Below are 17,558 nucleotides of genomic sequence, written 5' to 3' on the forward strand. Positions count from 1 at the left end.
TCAACTGAGACCCTGTAATGACCTTATCAAATCCGACTGCACCAACATCAGAAGCTATATCAAATTCTGCACAGCAAGCCCTACTAACCGCCTCGCATCTCAATAAAACCGTGCAAGTCGGGGAACAATCGCTGTCTATTATCAAGGACGTTAGTATTCATGTTGATGCTGGCGAGTTTGTAGTGATTATGGGTAAATCAGGCTCGGGTAAATCAACTTTGCTTGGTTTGCTGGCAGCGTTAGATTATCCCGATAGCGGCTCGGTTGAGCTGGCTGGACAGACATTAAGCAGTCTTGATGAAGATGCCCTTGCCGTCATTCGTCAACGTGATATGGGCTTTGTTTTTCAGTCATTTCACCTATTACCAACTTTGACGGTGGCGGAAAACATTGCCTTCCCGCTTGATATCGCTCGACGTCCGAATAAAGCACGCGTCAATGAATTGATTGAGGCCGTCGATTTGGGTCATAGACGTCATAGTCTGCCCAATCAATTATCAGGCGGTGAGCAACAACGCACGGCGGTGGCACGAGCACTGGTATCGCGTCCCAAAATCGTCTTCGCTGATGAGCCGACAGGTAATTTAGACGAGCAAAACGCTGACCAAGTGATGAAGCTATTATTAGATTTACGCCAGCAGACGGGTTCAGCACTCGTCGTCGTGACTCATGATCCTGCGCTTGCCGAAATCGCAGATCGAGTCATTACCATGCATGACGGTATGATAGATGGGTCGAAAGTTAATGGATAACATGGATAAAGAGTCAAATTATTCTGGTGGCATGATAAGTCAACTTTTTACTCGCGATCTAGGCGCACAAGCTTTAAGTCGTAGCTGGTGGCGGCGCTGGGTATATCCAGTGTTGTATTTATTGACGCTCACGCTATCGCTTGCCACCTACCTCACTCTTGATTCTATCCAGCAGTCTGTTGATAGCTACATCACAGACAATCAGCGCGCGCTAATCGGTGGTGATCTGATACTTGAGAGTAATCAAGAATGGCCAGCGGACATTTTAAAGCAAGTCCAAACCTTGCCTGACGACCAAATCGTCTACGATCATCAGTTCAGCTCTATGGTAGTTACCGACGAGCAAACCTTGCTGGTGCGCGTTAAAGGTATCACGCCAGCTTATCCGCTATACGGAACAGCAGAAACAGCTTCGGGCAAACCATTATGGGAACAGCTCAAGCCTGACACCGTGGTCGTCGCGCCAGAAGTCCTGCAAGGTATCAATGCGAGTATTGGCGATAGCATTACTATTGGCGAAGGGCAATTTACGATCAGCGATGTGCTGACCAAAGAGCCGGATCGTCCACTTAGTGCCTTTGACTTTGGCGGGCATGTCCTCATGCAAGCGGACGCCCTGGAAGCAACCAACTTACTCGGTCAACGTAGCCGCGTGCGTTATCGCATTGAGATGGCAGGAGACGTTGAGACCATAGAGCCACTACGTGAGCGGTTAGAGCAAACCTTGACCAGCTACCCTGATATTAGACTGTCTGATATCGATTCAGAGGACACGCAAATATCGCGTATCTCTGACAATGTATTGATGTTTTTGAAGTTACTGGTCATTGCGGTATTGCTATTATCAGCGGTGGCGATGTATGGGGTCATCACGGCTTTTGTAACCAAGCAGCAGTCTAACAATGCGATTCGCTTGGCCTTAGGTGAGCCTCTCAAATCTCTCAAACGTAGCTATTATCAGCTACTGATAGCAACCACTGTTATCGCCTGTATTGCAGCGAGTATACTGAGTTTCGGCTTACTGCAAATTGGTCAGCCGTATCTTATTGCCATCCTGCCAGCAGACGTTGGCCTAGCCATCAACCCTATCAGTATAATCAAAACCATCATCATTGCTTTAGTACTGACCTTACTGATTGCCCAGCGTGGCTTAAGCACTCTCAGCACCACTAAGCCTGCAACATTGCTCAATCAAGGTGCTAGCCAGCAATCACAAAACCTGCCTTGGTATCGACGCCTACCCCTATTATGGTACGGTCTGATGCTCGTAGGACTGTATGCGTTTTTTGCTTATGAAGTTGGCTCATTAACATTTGGCGCGCAGCTACTTGCTGGTTTAATTGCCTTTGTGGCGATATTTTGGCTATTGGCACGCGCTTGGCTATGGCTGCTGACCAAATTGGCGATGAATACTGATATCAGTTGGATGAAGCGCATTGCCATTCATAACCTTGCGCGTAAAGGCAACCAATCTGCACTGTTCTTTGTCACCCTATCGTTATCAGTCGCTGTCCTCACGCTCATCACCACGCTCAATCATAGTATCAATGCGCAGTTTATTAATGCGTATCCTGAAGATGCGCCGAATTTGTTTTTATTAGATGTCCAAAGCGATCAACATGAGGATATTAATGCCTTAATCGGTACGCCAGTGAGCTACTATCCGGTCATTCGCGCACGTGTCGTGACAGCAAACGACGTACCCGCGCAAGATATCGAACCTGCGGATGGCTTTGATGAGCCTACCCGCGTCTTTAACTTAAGCTACGCAGATACGGTGATGGACACGGAGTTCATTACTGATGCGGTAGAAGACAATAAGCTGTACTCGCCTATCGAAGCTGATGGTCAACAAGGCCAAACGCCACAGATTGCACCACTGTCTATTTTAGATACTGCTGCAGGCATGCTCAATGTCGGTATGGGCGATCAGGTTCGTTTTAATATTCAAGGTATCGAAATCGTTGGTCAGATTACCAGTATTCGCTCACGTTACGAGCGTGGCCCAAGCCCTTATTTTTATTTCTTGTTTGAGCCATCGGTGCTATCTGCTGCTCCGCAAATCCAATTTGCCACCGCGCATGTGGCAGAAGATGCTATCCCAGAGCTGCAAGGCAAACTGGTACGCGAATTTCCTGCTGTCACTACCATTGACGGTACGGCAATCGCCGAACAAGTCCAAGAGCTGGTGGTACAAATGAGCCGCTTGGTCTATGTCTTTACATTGCTGGCATTGCTGACGGGTGTGATGGTGTTGATAAGCTCACTCCTCTCTACCTCGCAAGATCGCATGCAAGAAAGCGCCTCGTTCAGGCTATTAGGGATGCAAAAGCGCGACTTATATATGCTCAATATCTTAGAGCTTGGGGTGCTTGGTATTAGTGCGGCGACATTTGCGGTGGTTATCGCCAGCGTTGGCGCATGGTTTGCGATTACCCAATGGTTCAATCTACGCTTTAGCGTGCCGTGGGTAAACTTAGGAATCGGCAGTGCAGCGTTAGTTGCCTTGTTATTTGGCATTGCTATTATCTATGTCAGATTGGTGATTGGACGTGGGATTATGGCAAGGGTTCGGGCGATGATTTAGAGGTTTTTACTTGATATTCCTAGTAGACACCATCTCTAAAAGGTTCTTACAGTCTTATGACCATAAAGAAGATTGTTTTAATTGATATAATTTTAACTAAGAGAAGATATGAATATTTTTAGGATGCACATTAAACCTGGTGGTAAAGCCTCAAGGAAAACAACTTTTGATTATTGTATCGACAACAACTTGCTAGGCGTAGGCTGGCAGGTTCGAGATGTGAACAATACTAAAAACTGGGAAGACTACTATGAAAAAGCCAAAGAGAAATATGGAAAGGTAAATCAATGTGCTTATATTCATAAACACGTCAAAGTTGATGACTTAGTGTGGACTAGAGATAAGAGCAAAGGCTATTTTCTTGCTAAAGTAGTGTCAGAATGGGAATATTTTAATAGCGAGGCTTCAATCAATGAAAATATTGATATTGTAAATATTTTTAGAGTCGAACTCTTAGCAGTTCCAATTGGAGCAGTGCCAGGAAAAGTAATCGCTAGTTTTAGAGCTTCTAGAGCTTGTCAGAAGATAGCTGGTAATTCTATTAAGATATATTCTAGAATGTTGTGGAATGAACTATCACAAAACCAGTATTACGATACGAGTAATGACAAATTTAATGATATTTTCTTAATGTTAGATGATGAAGAAACAGAAGATTTAGTATTTCTTTATTTACAGAGTATCGGTTGGTACGTTGTGCCTAGCTCGCGTAAAGGGGATACTATGAGCTTTGAGTACCTTGCTATAAACCCACAAACAGGTAGGCGAGCTCTGACTCAAGTTAAGACTGGACATTCTACTGTACCTCGTAGTAGTTATAACGATCGTGATTCGGATGAGCATATATTTCTATTTCAAACTAATGAAAAATACGTCGAAGAATCTTCGAGCTTATTGACGAATATATCTAGAAAAAATATTATCGATTTTCTTAGAGAATCAAGAGACTGGTTGCCTGAGAACTTCGTATTGAAGATGAAAGCATGTTCAATGTAAATAAATCAATTTCGATGGTGCAACTTAATCCCATTCGCTAATATAGCAACCGCATAATGTTGGCAAGGTAGCGGCTACCGTTGTCCATTCATTAACTGTTATAGCATGCAAGTGGTCTCTAGGTAATACTTGAAACAGCCAAAATACTTTATAGTGTTTTCGCTATTTCGAAGCGAGTCATGATTCGTTAATTTTGCGATGGCTCGTCGGGGTATATTACACTGATATAAGCATTATTTAATGTACTCATTGCCATGCCATAAAGCACCATGTCAGAGTCATTCATTTTCCGATTAACCATTTCTATAATTTCACTAGATTGCTCAAGATTTTCAGGGTTAATTGTATGGATGTAAAGCAATAGACTTCTAACGTCTTTTATAGGAAGGTTACCTATAAATCCTTCAATCTCCTGTTTATTTTTCTTGAAAAAATCGTCTGATAAATAAAGCTTTGATTCTGCATATTGAGTATATGAGCATTGATTAAAAAAACTGACAATATCATTCAGATCCATAGCGATATAGCTCCCGTGCACACTCAACATAGCTTGGAACTGATGTACAATCCTATCAACCTGCTTAAGCTCACAGCAAACCACACCATCTATGACGTTATCAATTTCCATAAATCTACGACTGGTTCTTATGCCAATCAACAATTCTGCACCTGACTGTTCTTTTAATGCACTAAGACCTTCTTCATTCCACTCATCGTCAAATAAAAAGAAAGCGCAGCAACAAGGTACGCTAAAGTCACCTTTAGGATTATACATTTTAAATTGTGTTTTTAGTTTCCAGTCGTTGATAATATCATCTGGTATAGAATATTTTGAGCCTGTCGATGTAGTAGCTTTAAGCTGAAAATTTTGGTCTGCAATACTGTTGCCATTATTTTTTGATGGTTTAGTTTTGAGGTTAACCTCATCAAGTGATTGCTGTACATTATTCACTGTAATTCCCTTTATCATCTAAAATAGTTCTATCTGAAGCACGCTGCCATAGCATTTTCATAAAGTTTACTGAACATAATAGCAGAGCTTATTCGGTGGGTTACGCCTTATCTGCATCCTCTATGAGAATTTGACAAGCTTAACGCGCCCTACCGCCCGCACTCAAAACTTATATTTCAACCACTATAATGAACTTTGCCGTAGCAAGGCTTTTTAGCCCTGATTGAAGCGGTAGCTTGGTGGACTGTGGCGCTTACAGCACATCGCACAGGAGTGGTCGCTCGGACGTTAGAACGCTACTGTGCCTAGGTGCTGTGCGCCGCAGACTGCCAACTACAAGCAAAAAGCAGGATTAGCTCCAAAACCTCCAAAATATCAAACGCCCAAAACCTCAAACCAAAACCCTCTTAATTCACATCTCAGTTATTTTAATCCCAACCACTTTAATCCTAGTTGTTTTCAATAAAATCATTAATTTGCCGAGTGATTATCTTCCATAGTTTGACTTGCGAGGCTCGGCTGCCTGCACCCATATGCGGGGTTAAAATGATGCGAGGATGACCTTCATTGGCAAGCTGGACAATCGGGTCATTTTCGCCGGCAGGTTCATTTTCAAATACGTCGGTAGCATAGCCGAGTATTTGCTCCTGTTTGACTGCGCTAGCTAAGGCCTCGCTATCGACAATCTTGCCACGTGCGACGTTGACCAGTAGCGGTTTTTTGCTCATTTTGCTTAGGGTATCTTGGTTAATGAGATGTTTGGTTTCCTCAGTGAGTGGACAGTGTATGGTGATGACATCGGAGTTACTAAGGACGGTTTCAAAGTCGGTGTAGTCGTCATTACGAGGCTTGCGACCTTGGCGCTCTGCCCATAGGACGTTCATGTCATAGGCTTTGGCAAGCTTGGTAATCCGCTTGCCAATGTCACCGATACCAATCATACCGATGGTTAAACCCTCGAGATCAATGGCTTCAGCATCGATGATATCGGCTCGCCCCTTCTCCTTCCATTCGCCACTTTTAACTTTGTTGTGATAATGGATACTGGCACGCATGGCGCTGAGTAATAGCATCATGGTGTGCTCGGCGACGGTAGCACTGGCAAAATCCGGTGCGTTGAGGAGCTTGACGTCGTTGTCTGCGCAGGCTTGTTTGTCAATATGGTTGGAGCCGACAGAGAGGAGCTGGATGAGTTTGAGATTGGGTAGCGCCTCAATCACTTCACGCTCGATACGTAGGGAGCCATTAATCATGATGTCGGCATCTTGACAGCGCTCAATGATGGTTTTATTGTCTTGTGGGGTTTCTTCAAAGGTGACGTAGTCCGTTATTTTTTCGGGGGTAGGTCGCGCAAGGTCGGTAGCAAATCTTTTTTCATCGAGTAATACGGCTTTCATGGGGTACTCCTTTTTTAATGGTGGCTCTTTTACTTAAAACTTACTATATAAGGGTTGCAGATGAGGATGTGTTAGCGTTTGTTAGACATCGGACAAGCTCTTGTATATTAAGGTCTGCATCAAGCAAGGTTGTTTACTCACCTTGTAGCCCTCATTTGCTATAATAGCGCCACTTTATCAATTAATAACCTCCTACACCTCACGGTAACCTTATGAAATTCTCAAAATTTGGTCAGAAATTTACCCAACCAACTGGCATCTCGCAATTGATGGATGATCTGGGCGATGCACTAAAAAGCGATAAGCCCGTCAATATGCTTGGTGGTGGTAACCCTGCCAAAATCGACGCGGTGAATGAAGTGTTTTTGCAGACCTATCAAGCACTTGGTCAAGATAGCCTCGATGCCGAACAAGACGCCAGCGTAGAAGAGAAGCACTCGGATAACACTGCGCTTAATAGCATGAGTAACTACTCAAACCCACAAGGTGACGCGGCTTTTATTGATGCGTTGGTCGACTTCTTTAACCGTCATTATGATTGGAACTTGAGCGCGGAAAATATCGCGCTGACCAATGGCTCACAGAATGCTTTCTTTTATTTGTTCAATCTATTTGGCGGGGCCTTCAGTGACAATAAGCTTGATGAGCACAGTCAAGATAAAGACAGCCAGTCAGTAGACAAATCTATCCTGCTACCACTTGCCCCTGAATATATTGGCTATAGTGACGTGCACGTAGATGGTCAGCACTTTATGTCGGTGTTGCCGCATATCGACGAAGTCACTCATGATGGCGAAGAAGGCTTCTTTAAATATCGGGTGGATTTTGAGGCGTTAGAGAACTTGCCCGCGCTTAAAGAGGGTCGTATCGGCGCGATTTGCTGTTCACGTCCGACCAACCCAACCGGTAACGTCTTGACTGATGAGGAAATGGATCATTTAGCTGAGATTGCCAAACGCTACGATGTGCCACTGATTATTGATAATGCTTACGGTATGCCGTTCCCTAATATCATTTATTCAGATGCGCATTTAAACTGGGATGACAATACCATTCTTTGCTTTAGCTTGTCTAAAATTGGCTTACCGGGCGTACGCACTGGCATCATCGTCGCGGCTCCTGAAGTGATCGCAGCGGTCAGCGCCATGAATGCGGTAGTCAATCTAGCCCCTACCCGCTTTGGTGCCGCCATTGCCAAACCATTGGTAGAAAATGACCGTATCAAGCAGCTATCGGATAACGACATCAAGCCGTTTTATCAGCAGCAAGCAAAACTGGCTGTGAGACTTTTGAAAGAAGCGTTGGGCGATTATCCATTGATGATTCATAAGCCTGAAGGTGCAATATTCTTCTGGCTGTGGTTTAAAGACTTGCCGATTACCACCCTTGAGCTATATGAGCGTCTCAAAGAAAAAGGTACGCTCGTCGTACCAAGTCAGTTCTTCTTCCCTGGCGTCGATGTCAGCGACTATAAGCACGCGCATGAATGTATTCGTATGAGTATCGCTGCGGACGAGCAGACGCTCACTGATGGTATTGCAGTGATTGGTGAAGTAGTGCGTGAGCTTTATGATGAGGCTGCAAATAAGAATTCTTAAAGCACTTTATCGTAGGAATGGTTAATTATAGAAATAAAAAATGGACTCATTAGTAGTCCGTTTTTTTGTGCCGTTTAGTCATGGATTGAGGTTTATTAGTTGGATGAAAAATGGTCGTCCACTTATTCAATGCATGAAGCACATAGGGCACCAAGCAAGTATTGATAAGGTCACGGATACTTGCCTTTATGTCTACGATTCCTAATGCAGAAAAACCTCTCGGTCTAATAATATGGAGGTTATCCAAATACTCTCCCAATAAAGCAACGCCAGTCACCACGATTAATGCCATGAATGACCTAACACCTTGCTTTTTAATGATGGGCAGCAGCACAAGCAGGCATAGCAAATAAACGCCGACGCCAACATAGATATGCAGAGCATCTTTGGCCAGTCCGGTTATCTCAATGATATCGATTTTAAAGGCAGTAAAGTCCACTGGGTTGTTCCAAATTTAAGATGCCCTAGACTAACCGATAATGCTGATGCTGAATAGCATTTTTAATAGTGAGGCTAGGTAGCAAAGAGAAAATTGGCAAAACTACGACATATAGTCGCAAGGTCACGATATTACCGCTAGCCCCGACTGTAGCGGTATCCTGCTAACGACGATGGCGTTGCGGACTAGGTCTGGGAGTGGTCGCTCGGTTTTAGATGGAACGCTACCAGACCTATAAGTCTGCACGCCAGCGTCTAGGCAGATACAAGCGTAAGGCGGGATTGGCTACACATCCCACTCAACGAAGTTCTTTAACAGTTGCAAGCCTGCGGTGTGGCTTTTTTCTGGATGGAACTGGGTGGCAAATAAGTTGTCTTGAATAACACTGGCACAAAACGGCTGACCATAGTCACAAACAGCAGCCACTTGCGTGCTATCGGCAGGCGCGCAGTAATAGCTGTGCACAAAGTAAAAGTGCGCGTTGTCGCCTATACCATTCCACAATGGATGGTCAAAATCCATACCGCTAATGGTATTCCAGCCCATGTGCGGTACTTTAATCGTGGCGCCCTGCTCATCCGTCCACGTCGGGTCAAAGGCTTTTACCGTACCATTCAAGATACCCAAACAATCCGTACCGCCATTCTCAGCGGTCTGCTCAAATAACGCCTGCATTCCAACACAGATGGCCATGACAGGCTTATTAAATATCGCCTGACGCACAACCTCATCAATGCCAGCATCGTGCATACCAATCATGCAATCGCGCATGGCACCGACACCAGGGAAAACGATTTTGTCGGCAGCAGCGACGACTTTTGGGTTATTGGTAATAGATACTTCTGCGCCTACCGCTGATAATGCTTTGCCAGCTGAGTGCAAATTACCCATGCCATAATCTAATAATGCTACTTTCATAAATCCTCACACACTAACCAATAACGATCAACCATGGCATAACTATTATATTCGGGTGATTCTTCACCCACTGTCACAACTTTGAGGTTATTGTCATAAATATCGGCAAAGTTAAATAGACACGGGGCAAGTCCTGTTCCTGCACAGCTTTCAATTTCAACATAGCCTTTGTCCCAAAATAGCGATCCATTACCATAGCTGATATCTGAGTTTTCAATATCGTTATGATGAATACTTTTTAACGGCTGCCACCCTGCCGCTAGCAGCAAATCGCGAGCATCATGATAACTCAGTTCGGTGATAGCTGGCACTTCGCTATGCTGAATTACTGGGCAATTAGCAAAACTGCTGTTTGTTATAAACATTGCGGTCATTGCGACCGTAGTCAGTATAGACCGATACATCTAGAACGCCTCTTTGGTCGACGGTAGCGTATTCAACGCACGCTCATCATATTCACACGCCATACGCAGCGCACGAGCAAAGGCTTTAAAAGTAGATTCGATTTGGTGATGGCTGTTTTTGCCTTTGAGATTATCCAAATGTACCGTCATCCAAGAGTGATTGACGAAGCCGTAGAAGAACTCACTAAATAAATCGACATCGAACTTACCCACGTGTGAACGGGTAAAAGGAATGTCCATATGCAAACCCGGACGACCTGACAGATCAACGACTGCGCGCGTTAAAGCTTCATCAAGTGGCGCATAAAAATGCCCATAACGACGGATGCCTTTCTTATCGCCTAAAGCTTTATTAAAGGCTTGACCAAGCGTGATACCGGTATCTTCCACGCTATGGTGATCATCGATAAAGGTATCGCCCGTACATTTGATGTCTAAGTCAAACAAACCGTGACGCTTGATTTGATCAATCATGTGATCCAAGAATGGCACACCAGTGTCTACAGTGCCTTGACCCGTACCATCAAGATTAACGGTACAGGTAACTTGCGTCTCTGCAGTAATACGCTCGACGGTGGCGATACGTTCAGGGCGACCATGTAGGTTAAGATTTGAAGATGGATTTTGCTCAGATGTCGTTGTTGAATTGGCGGTCATGGCTACTCTCTATTAATGAAAAGCGGTCAATAAAATAGGACGAAAAAGCGCCCAATAAATTGTCATTCGTATCTAAATCAGATATTAACGGAAAAATCCAAAAGAGGGGGTAGTGTCTAGGTAAAATGCCCAGTTATTCGGTTGCTTACATAGGTTTCTTACCTAAGTTGATTACATAACTTTTATGCATTAGCTTCATGTATAAGAAACACTGCCTAGCCTCATCATAGCAAACCCTAACCACTACTGCCACGACCAAGCAGTAAACCACGCACAAAATCATGTCATTCTGCTAAAATAGTGAATTCAGTTTTATCAATCATTACCCGTACTGATTCTACAACGCCATGATATATCAATTTACTAGGAACCAACTATGCCTTTAGAAGCGATTGCCATCAATAGCTTGGATGCCCCACTCATTAAGAAACCTGCACGTGAGAATGAGTTATCTGAGCGCCTGCATGTCTTGTATGATAGCGATGATGCGCAGCCTGATGGTGCAGAAGTATTAAACATCATCGAGCAAGGTTTTAAGCGTGGTCAGTATCTTTACGTCGGTATGTTTAATGATAAGCCTATCGCCGCCGTTGCCTGCTTTGATGATGGGCAAACTGATGCCAAGCGCTTGCAGTATCTTACCGTGCATGCAGAAAATCGCAAACGCGCCATCGATGCTAAGTTCATTAAATTGGTTTATGATGCCGAAGTGAAAAAAGGTGTACGTGAATTTGTCCCTGTTGATGCGGATATTCACCGTATCATGAGCGAGTATGAGCTACTGCGCGTTAAGGATTAATCCTAAGGTTAAAACCTTGGATTGAGCTTATATTTGACTATTTATGCCTTTTTATCGCCTATTATGCAAAAACCACTTGACAGTAACGCCTATATTTAGTTTAATAGCGCCTCAACGAAGACGGCTCGATAGCTCAGTCGGTAGAGCAACGGATTGAAAATCCGTGTGTCGGCAGTTCGAACCTGCCTCGAGCCACCATTCGTTTAAGAATTCTAAAAAGCCCCGAACAGTAATGTTCGGGGCTTTTTTTATGCTTAATTTTTATGGCCTTTTGTATAGTAAGTTAGATAGTCAGTCCATAATAAGACACTACTCTTGATACAGCCGACCGCGTAATAGCAAATGACAACGCTCACGCGAGTCTAAATCATAAATTGTTGCGCGGTAATCAATACCGTGACGCCCTTCAAAAAATATCACTCGATCGCCCACTGCTAAAAAACAAGAAGTACGGGCATCATAGATGAAACCATCAATCACGAATGCCAAATCACTATCTATCTTGCGCACCGTATAGGTCTCACCTTGCGGAATCAAACGCTCAAACCACGCGCTATGAGCCGCATTAGTGCTTAGCACACTTGTGAGTAGCAGCGCTGATATCATGAGCACGCTTGTTAATGACATCGTAAAAGTCGAGCCAGCTAAGCTTATTTTATTTATGGTGTTTTCATTCACTGTCATGACATCTACCTACTCAGACCTGCTCAATAATTGATTCTACTAATGACTCTTCTCATGCTAAACGCTTACTGTCACGGTTGCATAACATTTTTGTGCTGTTTTTTAGACAGCTGCGCTCAGTATACTCGATAGTATTGATAATGATAAATTTGACAGCTGAATTCTAGAAAGATTGCTACTAGATGATTACTAATAGGGACAAGCTATGAGAGAGTTTGATTATGATTTAGATTATAAAAACTTAGACTTACGTGCGCAGCCTGAGCTGTACCGCGTCGGTCGTGGTGAACAAGGCGTATTATTGGTAGAACCTTATAAGTCCGAAATCCTGCCGCACTGGCGCTTTGCCACGCCTGATATTGCGACAGAAAGCAGCGAGACTATTTATCAGATGTTTTTAGATTATCTGGCTGCCGATGACTTCGTCGGTGCGGATATGGCGCGCAAGTTTATTCAAATGGGTTATACCCGCGCGCGTCGTTACGCTAATCATAAAGGCGGCAAGAAATATAAAGGACCAGTACCTGATGATAAAAAAGGCCAAAGCGGTGCCCATGGTCGTGAAGAATTACCACGGCAAGTAGAAGATCCGATTAAAGCAGAATCTGCCCGTATTTTTAAACAAAAATGGGATATGTGCCGTGAAAATGAAACCTATCTAAAGATGAAAAAGGAGCATCGTGAGCGCTATAAAGAAGTTGAATAGCATATATTGAAAGTCAGATATTAAAAACATTAGTAACAGTTAGTTTTAACGGTTTGCTGTGCTATGGTAATACAGAACGAAAACCTAAACTTTAAATCTAATAACTTAAAAAACGAATGCAATAATTCTAGGTAGCGAGGAATAATGGATAAGCAGCTTTTAATTTTTGACTTCGATGGCACCTTAATTGATAGTGTGCCAGATTTGGCTGATGCTACTAACACTATGTTAACCACGCTAGGTAAAGAAACCTACTCTCTCGACACCATACGTAACTGGGTCGGCAATGGCTCAAGAATGCTGGTCGAGCGCGCGTTGGTGGGTAAGATAGTGGTTTTAGAAGGTGAATTAACGGTCGAGGAAGCCGATCATGCTGAGCAAGTGTTTTTTGAGGCTTATAACAATATTAGTGGTAGCAAAACCGTCGCCTACCCAGATGTAGATAGCGGACTAAAAAAACTCAAAGCAGCGGGCTATATGTTGGCATTAGTGACCAATAAACCCATTCGTTTCGTCCCTAAAATCTTGCAATCCTTTGGATGGCAAGATTTGTTTGTAGAAGTCTTAGGTGGTGATAGTCTGCCCGTTAAAAAACCAGACCCCGCGCCGCTACTCCATGTCTGTGGGGCGTTAAATGTTACTCCAGACCAAGCGGTCATGATTGGTGATTCAAGAAACGATATCTTAGCCGGACAAAATGCCAATATGGACACCCTTGGACTGTCTTATGGTTATAACTATGGGCAAGACATTCGTGAACTGAATCCTACCGAAGCATTTGATGACTTTGCTGCCTTGGTTAAATACCTTTTAAAGGGTTAATATTTTAAAAGATTGATCTTTTAATAGAACTAGAATAATGAATTGATAAGCAAATAACCCTTTACCCTACGCACTTGCATTCTGCGACGAGACCTTTGATATGACCGTACCTAGCGATATTGCCATCGCCCAAAATGTTACCTTACAGCCCATCAACGACATTGCGCAAAAACTTGGTTTATCAGCCACTCATATCGAACCTTACGGACATTTTAAGGCAAAAATAAATCCAGCCGATGTGTTTGCCATGCCAGCTAAGGCAAAGCAGAGCAAATTAATATTGGTCACTGCGATTAACCCAACGCCCGCTGGCGAAGGCAAAACCACGGTCACTATCGGTTTGGCTGATGCTTTGAACCGTATCCACAAGCAACAAGAAAGCGGTGAGAAAACGGCGGTTGCCATACGTGAGCCCTCCATCGGCCCGGTATTTGGGATTAAAGGCGGTGCAGCTGGCGGCGGTTACGCGCAAGTACTGCCCATGGAAGATATCAACCTGCATTTTACTGGTGACTTTCATGCGATTGGAGCAGCAAATAATCTGCTGGCAGCGCTGTTAGACAACCATATCTATCAAGGTAACGAGCTAAATATCGATCCCAAACAAGTATTCTGGCGTCGTGCAGTCGATATGAATGATCGTCAACTGCGTAATATCATCAGTGGCATTGGTAAAACCACGGATGGCGTGATGCGTGAGGATGGTTTTGATATTACTGTCGCCTCTGAAGTGATGGCTATTTTTTGCTTAGCGACAGACTTGAACGACTTAAAACAACGCCTAGGCAACATCTTAATAGCTTATAACAAAGACAAACAGCCAATCTACGCCAAAGACCTCAATGCTCATGGTGCAATGGCAGTACTCCTAAAAGAAGCCATTAAACCGAACCTTGTACAGACGATTGAGGGCACGCCTGCCATCGTCCACGGTGGCCCATTTGCCAATATCGCCCATGGCTGCAACTCCGTTATTGCGACCCGCGTTGCCATGCATTTGGCAGACTATACGCTCACCGAAGCGGGCTTTGGTGCCGACCTTGGGGCGCAGAAATTTTGTGATATCAAATGTCGCTTGTCAGGATTGACGCCAGATGCGGCCGTCATTGTCGCCACCATTCGAGCGTTAAAATACAATGGTGGCGTGGCTAAAGACAATCTAACCACTGAAAATCTATCAGCGCTTGAGCAAGGCATGCCCAATCTCATGAAGCATATCGAAAATATGCAAGAAGTCTATGGACTGCCCGTAGTCGTCGCCATTAACCAGTTTGTCAGTGATACCGACGCTGAGATTGAGTTGGTACGGCAAGCTTGCCTAGAAAAAGGCGTGGAAGTTGCCCTAACGCAAGTATGGGAGAAAGGCGGCGCTGGCGGTGAAGAATTAGCAAATACTTTACTAAGTTTGCTCAATGACAACAGTAATAAACCCAGCCAATTTCGTTTAGCTTATGACAGTGACAACAGTATTGCGGATAAAATTCGCACGATTGCGCAGCGAATCTATGGGGCCGATGATATTGATATCAGCAGCGCAGCTCAGTCCAAAATACGCCGCCTAGAAGAACTAAATCTCGATAAGATGCCAGTTTGTATCGCCAAAACCCAGTATTCGCTTAGTGATAATGCCAAATTACTGGGGCGGCCTACTGGTTTTGATATCCATGTACGCGATATCAGCATCTCGTCTGGCGCAGGGTTTATCGTGGTGATTTGTGGCCCTATTATGAAAATGCCTGGATTGCCTAAACGCCCTTCAGCGGAGCATATTGATTTAGATGATGCTGGTAATATCACTGGGCTGTTTTGATTTAACAATAAACTACTTACTACGATAACTCAGCGCTTCAGACACATGGGCGCTAGTAATGTCGATACTATCGGCAAGATCGGCAATAGTGCGTGCGACTCGCAACACGCGATGATAACCACGGGCAGATAGATTCAAGCGTTGCTGAGCTAGCTGTAGTAATTGCTGTTCGCCCTCGCCTAACTGAATATATTTATCAATCTCGCTAGGGCTCAGCTCGTTATTTACTTTCTGTTGTCGCTTTAATTGATTTTTATACGCGGCAGCGACTCGAGTGCGTACCTGCTCAGATGTTTCGCCAGCCTGAGCATCTTGCAGGTCTGCAATCGGTAACGCTGGCACGGTAATATGCAAATCAATACGATCAAGTAGCGGGCCTGATAGTTTATCTTGATAGCGCTTAATCTGTTCAGGTCGACAACGACAACGGCCTGATGTATCGCCATCATAGCCACAAGGGCAAGGATTCATCGCCGCCACCAACTGAAAGTTTGCTGGAAAGGTCATCTGCGAGTTGGCGCGGCTAATGGTGATTTGCTTCGCTTCTAACGGCTGGCGTAATACTTCCAGCACCGTACGATCAAATTCTGGTAATTCATCGAGAAATAAAACGCCCTTATTCGCAAGCGTAATCTCACCAGGTTTAGGACGTGAGCCTCCTCCGACCAACGCCACCGCTGATATGGTGTGATGCACTTGTCTAAATGGCCGTGTGCCATAATCGTAGTCACTGTCTGCAACTGAATAGGTACTAGCAACTTCTAACGCGTCCTCGTCACTTAAATCAGGCAGGATAGTCGGTAGCCGCGATGCCATTAAAGTCTTACCGGAACCGGGTGGCCCTGTAAATAACAGCGAGTGCCCACCAGCGGCGGCAATCTCTAATGCTCGCCTAGCATGATGCTGACCTTTGACATCCGCCAAATCTACTTTATATCCCGTATGCTGCTGTGCCGGACTGGGCTGAACGACCTCTAAACGCTCATAATTAGCATTTGGATTGGTCAGTGATTGCAGATGATCGCAAACGGCTTTTAAACTATCCGCCGCCAATATCTCTACCCCTTCAACACGGCTAGCCTCAGCTCCATTATCTATCGGTACGATTAACTGCGCTGCTTGTGGTTCTTGCAGATGCTCATTCAGTTGTGAATTATTACTTTTTGACGCCTTCGATACTTTTAACGTTTTTAAGGCTAACGCTTCTGCTTTTATGGCTCGAGCGACAGCCAAGCTACCTGTCACTTGCCGCAGATTTCCATTTAACGCAAGCTCACCGATAAACTCAAACCCTGACAATACTTCTGGATCCAATTGATCGCTGGCTGCCAAAATACCGATGGCAATCGGCAAATCTAGCCTCGCACCATCTTTTGGTAAGTCTGCTGGCGCTAAATTAATCGTCAGGCGGCGATTGGGAAATTGAAAACCTGAATTAAGAATCGCCGAGCGCACTCTATCTTTGCTCTCGCGTACGGCGGCTTCTGGTAGACCCACAATCGTTAACGCTGGCAGGCCTTGCGACAAATGAACTTCAATGATGACCTTTGGGGCATGCAAACCGACGACTGAACGGGTATAGACTTGGGCAAACGACATCAGCGTTTCCTAGTAGAGGGAATATTGATAATAGAGCATTATTTATCAACGCGCAAATGTCGTGTTTTATTGTTTATAAACGTATCAAGTTGCAATGGTCTGAAATTACGAGTTTGGAATTAAGATAATTCATTAGCTAGTCTATGAAATGCGCGATAGCAGTCTAAGTTTTTGTTGTTCAACACTTTAAAAAAGAAGCTCGCTTCTAGATATAAGCCAAACGATAGAAAATTTATACCTTAATAGCTTCATTAATTTGCTAGCAAAGACAATTAAAGTTGGTATATGATAAACGAGTGCTCTTATGCTTAATCTTATTTAACAAAGACTTACGGCTTACACTTCATTGATAACTTCTTATGACTGTTGGTACTGGTATAAGGACATTCTAAAACCTCAACCTCAACCTCAACCTCAACCTCAACCTCAACCTCAACC

At 44.2% G+C, this 17,558-nt stretch carries 16 protein-coding genes and 1 tRNA gene; 9 read left to right on the top strand and 8 right to left on the bottom strand.

All coding sequences use genetic code 11. The features are described 5' to 3' along the window. Positions 1 to 17 precede the first annotated feature (17 nt). The 3 genes from AK823_RS13375 (at position 18) to AK823_RS13385 (ending at position 4,335) form a co-directional block, all read left to right on the top strand. On the top strand, positions 18 to 752 hold the full coding sequence (locus AK823_RS13375; RefSeq protein ID WP_068329871.1) for an ABC transporter ATP-binding protein: 735 nt from the start codon (positions 18 to 20) through the stop codon (positions 750 to 752). Next, positions 730 to 3,339, top strand: a complete 2,610-nt coding sequence (locus AK823_RS13380; protein WP_228138876.1) for an FtsX-like permease family protein — start codon at positions 730 to 732, stop codon at positions 3,337 to 3,339. The genes AK823_RS13375 and AK823_RS13380 overlap by 23 nt, the downstream gene beginning before the upstream one ends. A gap of 108 nt (positions 3,340 to 3,447) precedes the next feature. Next, entirely contained in the window at positions 3,448 to 4,335 is an 888-nt protein-coding gene (locus tag AK823_RS13385) for a hypothetical protein (protein ID WP_068329876.1), read from the top strand. Positions 4,336 to 4,522: 187 nt separating this feature from the next. Here the strand turns inward: AK823_RS13385 and AK823_RS13390 are convergent, their stop codons facing one another. Next, on the bottom strand, positions 4,523 to 5,287 hold the full coding sequence (locus AK823_RS13390; protein WP_149031866.1) for a hypothetical protein: 765 nt from the start codon (positions 5,285 to 5,287) through the stop codon (positions 4,523 to 4,525). A gap of 449 nt (positions 5,288 to 5,736) precedes the next feature. Next, the gene (locus tag AK823_RS13395) at positions 5,737 to 6,684 is read right to left on the bottom strand and encodes an NAD(P)-dependent oxidoreductase (RefSeq protein WP_068329882.1); all 948 of its coding nucleotides are present in this window, start codon (positions 6,682 to 6,684) and stop codon (positions 5,737 to 5,739) included. 212 nt (positions 6,685 to 6,896) lie between these two features. Between AK823_RS13395 and AK823_RS13400 the strand changes: the two genes are divergently transcribed. Continuing rightward, on the top strand, positions 6,897 to 8,282 hold the full coding sequence (locus tag AK823_RS13400; RefSeq protein WP_068329885.1) for a valine--pyruvate transaminase: 1,386 nt from the start codon (positions 6,897 to 6,899) through the stop codon (positions 8,280 to 8,282). 49 nt (positions 8,283 to 8,331) lie between these two features. On the opposite strand, the gene AK823_RS13405 is transcribed toward AK823_RS13400, so the two are convergent. The 4 genes from AK823_RS13405 to hisB all read right to left on the bottom strand — a co-directional run bounded on the left by AK823_RS13405 (position 8,332) and on the right by hisB (position 10,700). After that, positions 8,332 to 8,721: a hypothetical protein gene (locus AK823_RS13405; protein ID WP_068329887.1), complete on the bottom strand. Its 390-nt coding sequence runs from the start codon at positions 8,719 to 8,721 to the stop codon at positions 8,332 to 8,334. Between the two features lie 285 nt (positions 8,722 to 9,006). Beyond that, on the bottom strand, positions 9,007 to 9,639 hold the full coding sequence (hisH, locus tag AK823_RS13410; protein ID WP_068329890.1) for an imidazole glycerol phosphate synthase subunit HisH: 633 nt from the start codon (positions 9,637 to 9,639) through the stop codon (positions 9,007 to 9,009). Beyond that, complete coding sequence (locus tag AK823_RS13415) at positions 9,636 to 10,043, bottom strand: hypothetical protein (protein ID WP_068329893.1); 408 nt, start codon at positions 10,041 to 10,043, stop codon at positions 9,636 to 9,638. The genes hisH and AK823_RS13415 overlap by 4 nt, the downstream gene beginning before the upstream one ends. Then, positions 10,044 to 10,700, bottom strand: a complete 657-nt coding sequence (gene hisB, locus AK823_RS13420) for an imidazoleglycerol-phosphate dehydratase HisB (protein ID WP_068329895.1) — start codon at positions 10,698 to 10,700, stop codon at positions 10,044 to 10,046. Positions 10,701 to 11,076: 376 nt separating this feature from the next. Here hisB and AK823_RS13425 point away from each other — a divergent pair, with 376 nt between their 5' ends. Together AK823_RS13425 and AK823_RS13430 are read left to right on the top strand one after the other, a co-directional pair. Further along, positions 11,077 to 11,499 (top strand): acetyl-CoA sensor PanZ family protein, encoded by a 423-nt coding sequence (locus tag AK823_RS13425; protein WP_068329898.1) that lies wholly within the window; start codon positions 11,077 to 11,079, stop codon positions 11,497 to 11,499. Positions 11,500 to 11,621: 122 nt separating this feature from the next. Next, positions 11,622 to 11,697: transfer RNA gene (locus AK823_RS13430), tRNA-Phe, on the top strand. A gap of 111 nt (positions 11,698 to 11,808) precedes the next feature. Here AK823_RS13430 and AK823_RS13435 read toward each other — a convergent pair. Beyond that, on the bottom strand, positions 11,809 to 12,183 hold the full coding sequence (locus tag AK823_RS13435; RefSeq protein ID WP_068329901.1) for a hypothetical protein: 375 nt from the start codon (positions 12,181 to 12,183) through the stop codon (positions 11,809 to 11,811). Between the two features lie 205 nt (positions 12,184 to 12,388). On the opposite strand from AK823_RS13435, the gene AK823_RS13440 reads away from it, so the two are divergent. The 3 genes from AK823_RS13440 (at position 12,389) to AK823_RS13450 (ending at position 15,521) form a co-directional block, all read left to right on the top strand. Then, a complete protein-coding gene (locus tag AK823_RS13440; RefSeq protein WP_068329905.1) occupies positions 12,389 to 12,889 on the top strand; it encodes a DUF4385 domain-containing protein in 501 nt (166 codons plus the stop codon). A 144-nt stretch (positions 12,890 to 13,033) separates the two neighbouring features. After that, positions 13,034 to 13,711, top strand: a complete 678-nt coding sequence (locus AK823_RS13445; RefSeq protein ID WP_068329908.1) for a phosphoglycolate phosphatase — start codon at positions 13,034 to 13,036, stop codon at positions 13,709 to 13,711. Positions 13,712 to 13,811: 100 nt separating this feature from the next. Continuing rightward, complete coding sequence (locus tag AK823_RS13450) at positions 13,812 to 15,521, top strand: formate--tetrahydrofolate ligase (protein ID WP_068329910.1); 1,710 nt, start codon at positions 13,812 to 13,814, stop codon at positions 15,519 to 15,521. Positions 15,522 to 15,533: 12 nt separating this feature from the next. Here AK823_RS13450 and AK823_RS13455 read toward each other — a convergent pair whose 3' ends face one another. Beyond that, entirely contained in the window at positions 15,534 to 17,120 is a 1,587-nt protein-coding gene (locus AK823_RS13455) for a YifB family Mg chelatase-like AAA ATPase (RefSeq protein WP_068329913.1), read from the bottom strand. Positions 17,121 to 17,558 lie beyond the last annotated feature (438 nt).

The organism is Psychrobacter sp. P2G3, from assembly GCF_001593285.1.
In the GTDB taxonomy this organism is placed as follows: domain Bacteria; phylum Pseudomonadota; class Gammaproteobacteria; order Pseudomonadales; family Moraxellaceae; genus Psychrobacter.